The organism is Pseudomonas sp. 313 (assembly GCF_000316965.1).
Taxonomy (GTDB): domain Bacteria; phylum Pseudomonadota; class Gammaproteobacteria; order Pseudomonadales; family Pseudomonadaceae; genus Chryseomonas; species Chryseomonas benzopyrenica.
Window position 1 is genome coordinate 97,285 of the sequence record NZ_ANBZ01000039.1, and the last position, 6,159, is coordinate 103,443.

A 6,159-nucleotide genomic window follows, 5' to 3' on the forward strand; every position below is an offset into this window, starting at 1 on the left:
TTGCCGCATTCAGGTAAACTCCCCCGCTATTTTCCCGGCGGATGTTCCGCTGCTGGCTATTCGAGTGCTGATTCGTGAGTGATCTGAGCCATATCCGCAATTTCTCCATCATCGCCCACATCGATCACGGCAAGTCGACGCTTGCGGATCGGTTCATCCAGATCTGTGGTGGTTTGAGCGACCGAGAAATGGAGGCCCAGGTCCTGGATTCCATGGATCTCGAGCGCGAGCGCGGCATCACCATCAAGGCCCACAGCGTCACGCTGTACTACAAGGCTCAGGACGGCAAGACCTACCAGCTCAACTTCATCGATACCCCCGGCCACGTCGACTTCACCTACGAAGTCAGCCGTTCGCTGGCCGCCTGCGAAGGCGCGCTGCTGGTGGTGGATGCGGGCCAGGGCGTGGAAGCCCAGTCGGTCGCCAACTGCTACACCGCCATTGAGCAGGGCCTCGAGGTCATGCCGGTGCTGAACAAGATGGACCTGCCCCAGGCCGAGCCGGACAAGGTCAAGGCCGAGATCGAGCACATCATCGGCATCGACGCCACCGACGCCGTGCCCTGCAGCGCCAAGAGCGGCATGGGCGTACCCGAGGTGCTGGAGCAACTGGTCAAGGTCATCCCGCCGCCCGAAGGGGAAATCGACGCGCCCCTGCAGGCGCTGATCATCGATTCCTGGTTCGACAACTACCTGGGCGTCGTCTCGCTGGTGCGCGTCAAGCACGGGCGGGTCAAGAAGGGCGACAAGATCCTGGTCAAGTCCACCGGCAAGGTGCACCAGGTCGACAGCGTCGGCGTCTTCTCGCCCAAGCACACCGAAATGCCCGATCTGAAGGCCGGTGAAGTGGGCTTCATCATCGCCGGCATCAAGGAAATTCTCGGTGCCCCGGTCGGCGATACCCTGACCCTCAGTGCCACCCCCGACGTGGCCATGCTGCCGGGCTTCCAGCGGGTCAAGCCGCAGGTCTACGCCGGTCTGTTCCCGGTCAGCTCCGATGACTTCGAGGACTTCCGCGAAGCGCTGCAGAAGCTCACCCTCAACGACGCGGCCCTGCAATACGAGCCGGAAAGCTCCGAGGCCCTCGGCTTCGGCTTCCGCATCGGGTTCCTCGGCATGCTGCACATGGAGATCATCCAGGAGCGCCTGGAACGCGAATACGATCTCGACCTCATCACCACCGCGCCGACCGTGGTCTTCGAGGTGGTGCTCAAGGATGGCAGCACCATCTATGTCGACAACCCGTCGAAGCTGCCGGACCTGGCCTCCGTCGCCGAGATGCGCGAGCCCATCGTCCGCGCCAATATCCTGGTGCCCCAGGAGCACCTGGGCAACGTCATCACCCTGTGCATCGAGAAGCGTGGCGTCCAGCGCGACATGCAGTTCCTCAGCAGCCAGGTGCAGGTCAGCTACGACCTGCCGATGAACGAGGTGGTGCTGGACTTCTTCGACCGCCTCAAGTCGGTGAGCCGTGGCTATGCCTCGCTGGACTACAGCTTCGATCGCTTCGAAGCCGCCAGCCTGGTCAAGCTCGATGTCCTCATCAACGGCGAGAAGGTCGACGCCCTGGCCCTGATCGTCCATCGTGACAAGGCGCACTACAAGGGTCGCGCCCTGACCGAGAAGATGAAGGAATTGATTCCCAGGCAGATGTTCGACGTGGCGATCCAGGCGGCGATTGGCGGTCAGATCGTCGCCCGTACCACCGTCAAGGCGCTGCGCAAGAACGTTCTGGCCAAGTGCTACGGCGGTGACGTCTCCCGTAAGCGCAAGCTGCTGGAAAAGCAGAAGGCGGGCAAGAAGCGCATGAAGCAAGTCGGTAGCGTGGAGATTCCTCAGGAGGCCTTCCTGGCCGTGCTCAAGGTGGATAGCTGAAGCCCATGTCTTTGAACTTCCCTCTGTTGCTGGTTCTCGCGGTCGCCGTCTGCGGCGCCCTGGCCCTCATCGACCTGCTGGTGCTCGCACCGCGTCGTCGCAAGGCGATCCAGACCTACGGGCAGCAGGTCAGCGAGCCCGATCCGGCGGTACTGGAGCAGTTGAACAAGGAGCCGGCGCTGGTCGAGTACGGAAAGTCCTTCTTTCCCGTCCTCGCCATCGTGCTGATCCTGAGGTCGTTCCTGGTTGAGCCCTTCCAGATTCCGTCGGGCTCCATGAAGCCGACCCTGGAAGTGGGCGATTTCATCCTGGTGAACAAATTCGCCTATGGCATTCGCCTGCCGGTGATCGATCTCAAGGTCATCCCGATCGGCGATCCCCAGCGTGGTGACGTCATGGTGTTCCGCTATCCTAGCGATCCCAGCGTCAACTACATCAAGCGCGTCATCGGTGTGCCGGGGGATACCATCCGCTACACCAGCGACAAGCAGCTGTACGTCAACGGCCAGCGCGTCAGCGAGGAGCTGGTGGGCGACGAGCCGGGTTCGCTGGGCAGCGTCAAGCTGTTCAAGGAACAACTGGGCAAGGCCGAGCACCTGATTCGCGAAGAGATGACCCGCTACCGCGTGGAACCCGACCATGAGTGGAAGGTGCCTGCCGGTCACTACTTCATGATGGGTGACAACCGCGACAACTCCAACGATAGTCGCTACTGGGACGATCCCAGTATTCCCCGTGACCTGCTCGGCATGGTTCCCGACCGCAACATCGTCGGCAAGGCCTTCGCCGTCTGGCTGAGCTGGCCGGAGCCCAAGCTGCAGAGCATGCCCACCCTGTCTCGCGTAGGTATCATCAGATGAATGAACGCAGAGTGCCTGGTCGTCCGTCGCGTCAGCAGGGGCTGTCGTTTCTCGGTGGTCTGCTCGCACTCTGCATCATCGCTTTCCTGGCCAGTACGGCCATGAAACTCGCGCCCCATTACCTGGACTACAATGCTCTGACCAAGGTCATCGAATCCATCGGCGACAATCCCGATAACCAGATTCGTAGCGTGTCCGACGTCTACAGCTATGTGGGGAAGGGGATGCAGGTAAACGACATCCGTGATCTCGATCTGCAAAAGGCCATGCGCGTCGAAGCCGAAGGCAATCACCTGCAGATCCACCTCGACTATGAAAAACGTGAACACCTGATCCGCAACATCGATCTGGTCGTTCGTTTCAATCGTGATTTCCGTATAAATCTCCCGTGACTTTATCTCTAGATCACCTCGAGCGTCGGCTGGGTTATACCTTCAAGGACCCGGACCTGATGCTGCTCGCCCTCACGCACCGCAGCTTTGCCGGTCGCAACAACGAACGCCTGGAATTTCTCGGCGACGCCATCCTCAACTTCATCATCGGCGAAGCCCTCTACGATCACTTCCCCCAGGCCCGCGAAGGTCAGCTGTCCCGCCTGCGGGCCAAGCTGGTGAAGGGCGAGACCCTGGCGCTGCTGGCTCGCAGTTTCGAACTGGGTGATTACCTACGCCTGGGCTCCGGTGAACTCAAGAGCGGTGGCTTTCGCCGCGAATCCATCCTCGCCGATGCCATGGAAGCTCTGATTGGCGGCATCTATCTGGATGCCGGCATGGACGCCGCTAAGGATCGGGTCATGGCCTGGCTCGGGCCGCAACTACGCGAGTTGACGCCGGTGGATACCAACAAGGATCCCAAGACCCGGCTGCAGGAGTTCCTCCAGGCACGCGCCTGCGACCTGCCGCGCTACGAGGTGGTCGCCATCGAAGGAGAGCCCCATTGCCGGGTCTTCTTCGTCGAATGCGAGATCGCCATGCTCAATGAGAAAACGACGGGGCAGGGCGTCAGTCGCCGCATCGCCGAACAGATAGCTGCCTCGGCGGCCTTGATCGCCTTGGGCGTGGAGAATGGTCATGAATGATGAGCTGAAGGCATCGCGCTGCGGCTACGTAGCCATCGTGGGTCGCCCCAACGTCGGCAAGTCCACGCTGCTCAACCATATCCTCGGGCAGAAGCTGGCCATCACCTCGCGCAAGCCGCAGACGACCCGGCACAACATGCTCGGCATCAAGACCGAGGGTGAGGTGCAGACCATCTATGTGGATACCCCTGGTCTGCACAAGGAAAATCAGAAGGCGCTCAACCGCTTCATGAACAAGACGGCCGTCACCGCCCTGCGCGATGTGGATGTTGTGGTGTTCGTGGTCGACCGTACCCGCTGGACCGACGAAGACCAGATGGTGCTGGAGCGGGTCCGCTTCGTGAAGTGCCCGGTGCTGCTCGCCGTCAACAAGATGGATCGCTTGGAAGACAAGGCTGACATGCTGCCGCACCTGCAATGGCTGCAGGAGCAACTGCCGGAAGCGACGCTCATTCCGGTTTCCGCCCAGCACGGCCATAATCTCGATGCCCTTGAAGAGCTAGTGGCCGAGCGCCTGCCGGAAGGCGACCACTTCTTCCCCGAAGACCAGATCACCGACAGATCCAGTCGCTTCCTGGCGGCCGAGTTGATTCGCGAAAAGATCATGCGTCAGTTGGGGGCGGAATTGCCCTATCAGGTCGCCGTCGAGATCGAGGAATTCAAGTACGAGAACGGAGTGTTGCACATCCATGGCCTGATCCTGGTCGAGCGCGATGGCCAGAAGAAGATCCTCATCGGTCAGGCTGGCGAGCGCATCAAGCGCATCGGCCAGGAAGCCCGCCAGGACATGGAAACCCTGTTCGACGCCAAGGTCATGCTCAATCTCTGGGTCAAGGTCAAAGGCGGCTGGTCCGATGACGAGCGCGCCCTGCGCTCTCTAGGTTACTCCGACCTCTAGCGATGCAGGCGTCCGAGCCGCTGTTCGTCCTGCATGCGCGCCCCTATCGGGAAAGTAGTGCGCTGGTGGATGTGTTCGGCGCCTTCGGCCGGGTCCGCACGGTGTTGCGCGCGGCCCGCTCCCGCTCCGGAAGTCTGGCCAGGCCCTTCATTCCCCTCGAAGCCCAGCTCAGCGGGCGCGGGGAGCTGAAGAATCTGCAGAAGGTGGCGGCCCTGGCGCCGCCTTTTCTACTCCAGGGGCAGGCGCTATTCAGTGGCTTCTATCTCAATGAGCTGCTGGTCAGGCTGCTACCCGCCGAAGATCCCTATCCCGCCCTCTTCGAGCTCTATGGTCTGACCCTCGCTGCCCTGGTCCAGGGTCGTCCGGTCGAACCCCTGCTGCGCACCTTCGAATGGCGTCTGCTTGATCTGCTGGGCTATGGCTTCTCGCTGTCCCTGACCCTGGATGGCCAGGCCATTGACGCCCAGCGCCTCTATCGCTTCATTCCGGACCAGGGCTTCGAGCCCGTCGACGAGGTGCGCCCGGGTTGTCTGGCCGGTGCTGAAATCCTGGCACTGGAGCGTGGCGAATGGGACGATCCCACGGTAGTCCGCGCTGCCAAGCGCTTGATGCGCCAAGCCCTGGCGCCGCACCTGGGCAGCAAACCCCTCATGAGTCGCGAATTGTTCGCCAAGCCAAGTGAATAAGCCATGAAAGACTTCAGTCGTGTTCTGTTGGGCGTCAACATCGATCATGTCGCCACCCTGCGTCAGGCGCGGGGTACCCGCTATCCCGATCCGGTCAAGGCGGCGCTGGACGCCGAGGAGGCGGGAGCGGATGGCATCACCCTGCATCTGCGCGAGGACCGTCGCCATATCCAGGAGCGGGATGTCCGCCTGCTGCGTGACCTCCTGCAGACCCGCATGAATCTCGAAGTGGCCCTGACGGCTGAAATGCTGGCATTCGCTCGCGAGATCCGTCCCGAGCACGTCTGCCTGGTGCCTGAACGCCGGGAAGAACTGACCACCGAAGGTGGCCTGGATGTAGTGGGGCAGGTCCAGCGTATCCGCGACGCCATCGCTGCACTGCCCGCTTCGGAAGTATCCCTCTTTATAGATCCCGATCTGCAGCAGATCCAGGCGGCCAAGGACAGCGGTGCTCCGGTGATCGAGTTGCACACCGGTCGCTATGCCGAAGCCGAGACCCAGGAAGCGCAGGCCCATGAGCTGCAGCGCCTAACCAGGGCGGTGGAATTTGCCACCGGCCTCGGGCTGGTGGTCAATGCCGGTCATGGCCTGCACTATCACAATGTCCAGCCCATCGCGGCGCTGCCAGGTATCAACGAGCTGAACATTGGCCATGCCATCGTCGCCCAGGCGGTCTTCGTCGGCTTCAAGCAGGCGGTCAGGGACATGGCCGAATTGATCCGCTGCAACTCAGTCGTAAAATAACTGTTGACCTGCTCTGAAA

At 61.6% G+C, this 6,159-nt stretch carries 7 protein-coding genes; all 7 read left to right on the forward strand.

What is annotated here, in order from left to right; all coding sequences use genetic code 11:
* Window positions 1-74: 74 nt before the first annotated feature.
* The 7 genes from lepA to pdxJ are packed head-to-tail and all read left to right on the forward strand — an operon-like array spanning window position 75 to window position 6,140.
* Complete coding sequence (gene lepA, locus C722_RS0108760) at window positions 75-1,874, forward strand: translation elongation factor 4 (protein WP_017640148.1); 1,800 nt, start codon at window positions 75-77, stop codon at window positions 1,872-1,874.
* 5 nt (window positions 1,875-1,879) lie between these two features.
* Window positions 1,880-2,734, forward strand: a complete 855-nt coding sequence (gene lepB, locus C722_RS0108765; RefSeq protein WP_017640149.1) for a signal peptidase I — start codon at window positions 1,880-1,882, stop codon at window positions 2,732-2,734.
* On the forward strand, window positions 2,731-3,126 hold the full coding sequence (locus C722_RS0108770) for a DUF4845 domain-containing protein (protein ID WP_017640150.1): 396 nt from the start codon (window positions 2,731-2,733) through the stop codon (window positions 3,124-3,126). The genes lepB and C722_RS0108770 overlap by 4 nt, the downstream gene beginning before the upstream one ends.
* Window positions 3,123-3,812 carry a ribonuclease III gene (rnc, locus tag C722_RS0108775; RefSeq protein ID WP_026083739.1) on the forward strand — a complete coding sequence of 230 codons (690 nt, stop codon included), beginning with the start codon at window positions 3,123-3,125 and terminating at the stop codon, window positions 3,810-3,812. Before C722_RS0108770 ends, rnc begins: the two co-directional genes overlap by 4 nt.
* Entirely contained in the window at window positions 3,805-4,710 is a 906-nt protein-coding gene (gene era / locus C722_RS0108780) for a GTPase Era (RefSeq protein WP_017640152.1), read from the forward strand. Before rnc ends, era begins: the two co-directional genes overlap by 8 nt.
* A 2-nt stretch (window positions 4,711-4,712) precedes the next feature.
* Window positions 4,713-5,396, forward strand: coding sequence for a DNA repair protein RecO (gene recO / locus C722_RS0108785; RefSeq protein WP_017640153.1), 684 nt, complete (start codon window positions 4,713-4,715; stop codon window positions 5,394-5,396).
* A gap of 3 nt (window positions 5,397-5,399) precedes the next feature.
* Window positions 5,400-6,140, forward strand: a complete 741-nt coding sequence (pdxJ, locus tag C722_RS0108790) for a pyridoxine 5'-phosphate synthase (RefSeq protein WP_017640154.1) — start codon at window positions 5,400-5,402, stop codon at window positions 6,138-6,140.
* Window positions 6,141-6,159 lie beyond the last annotated feature (19 nt).

Bases quoted from the DNA above. Each gene is read 5' to 3' on its own strand.
- lepB (WP_017640149.1), top strand. From the start codon at position 1,880: ATGTCTTTGAACTTCCCTCTGTTGCTGGTTCTCGCGGTCGCCGTCTGC.
- C722_RS0108770 (WP_017640150.1), top strand. From the start codon at position 2,731: ATGAATGAACGCAGAGTGCCTGGTCGTCCGTCGCGTCAGCAGGGGCTG.
- era (WP_017640152.1), top strand. From the start codon at position 3,805: ATGAATGATGAGCTGAAGGCATCGCGCTGCGGCTACGTAGCCATCGTG.
- recO (WP_017640153.1), top strand. From the start codon at position 4,713: ATGCAGGCGTCCGAGCCGCTGTTCGTCCTGCATGCGCGCCCCTATCGG.
- pdxJ (WP_017640154.1), top strand. From the start codon at position 5,400: ATGAAAGACTTCAGTCGTGTTCTGTTGGGCGTCAACATCGATCATGTC.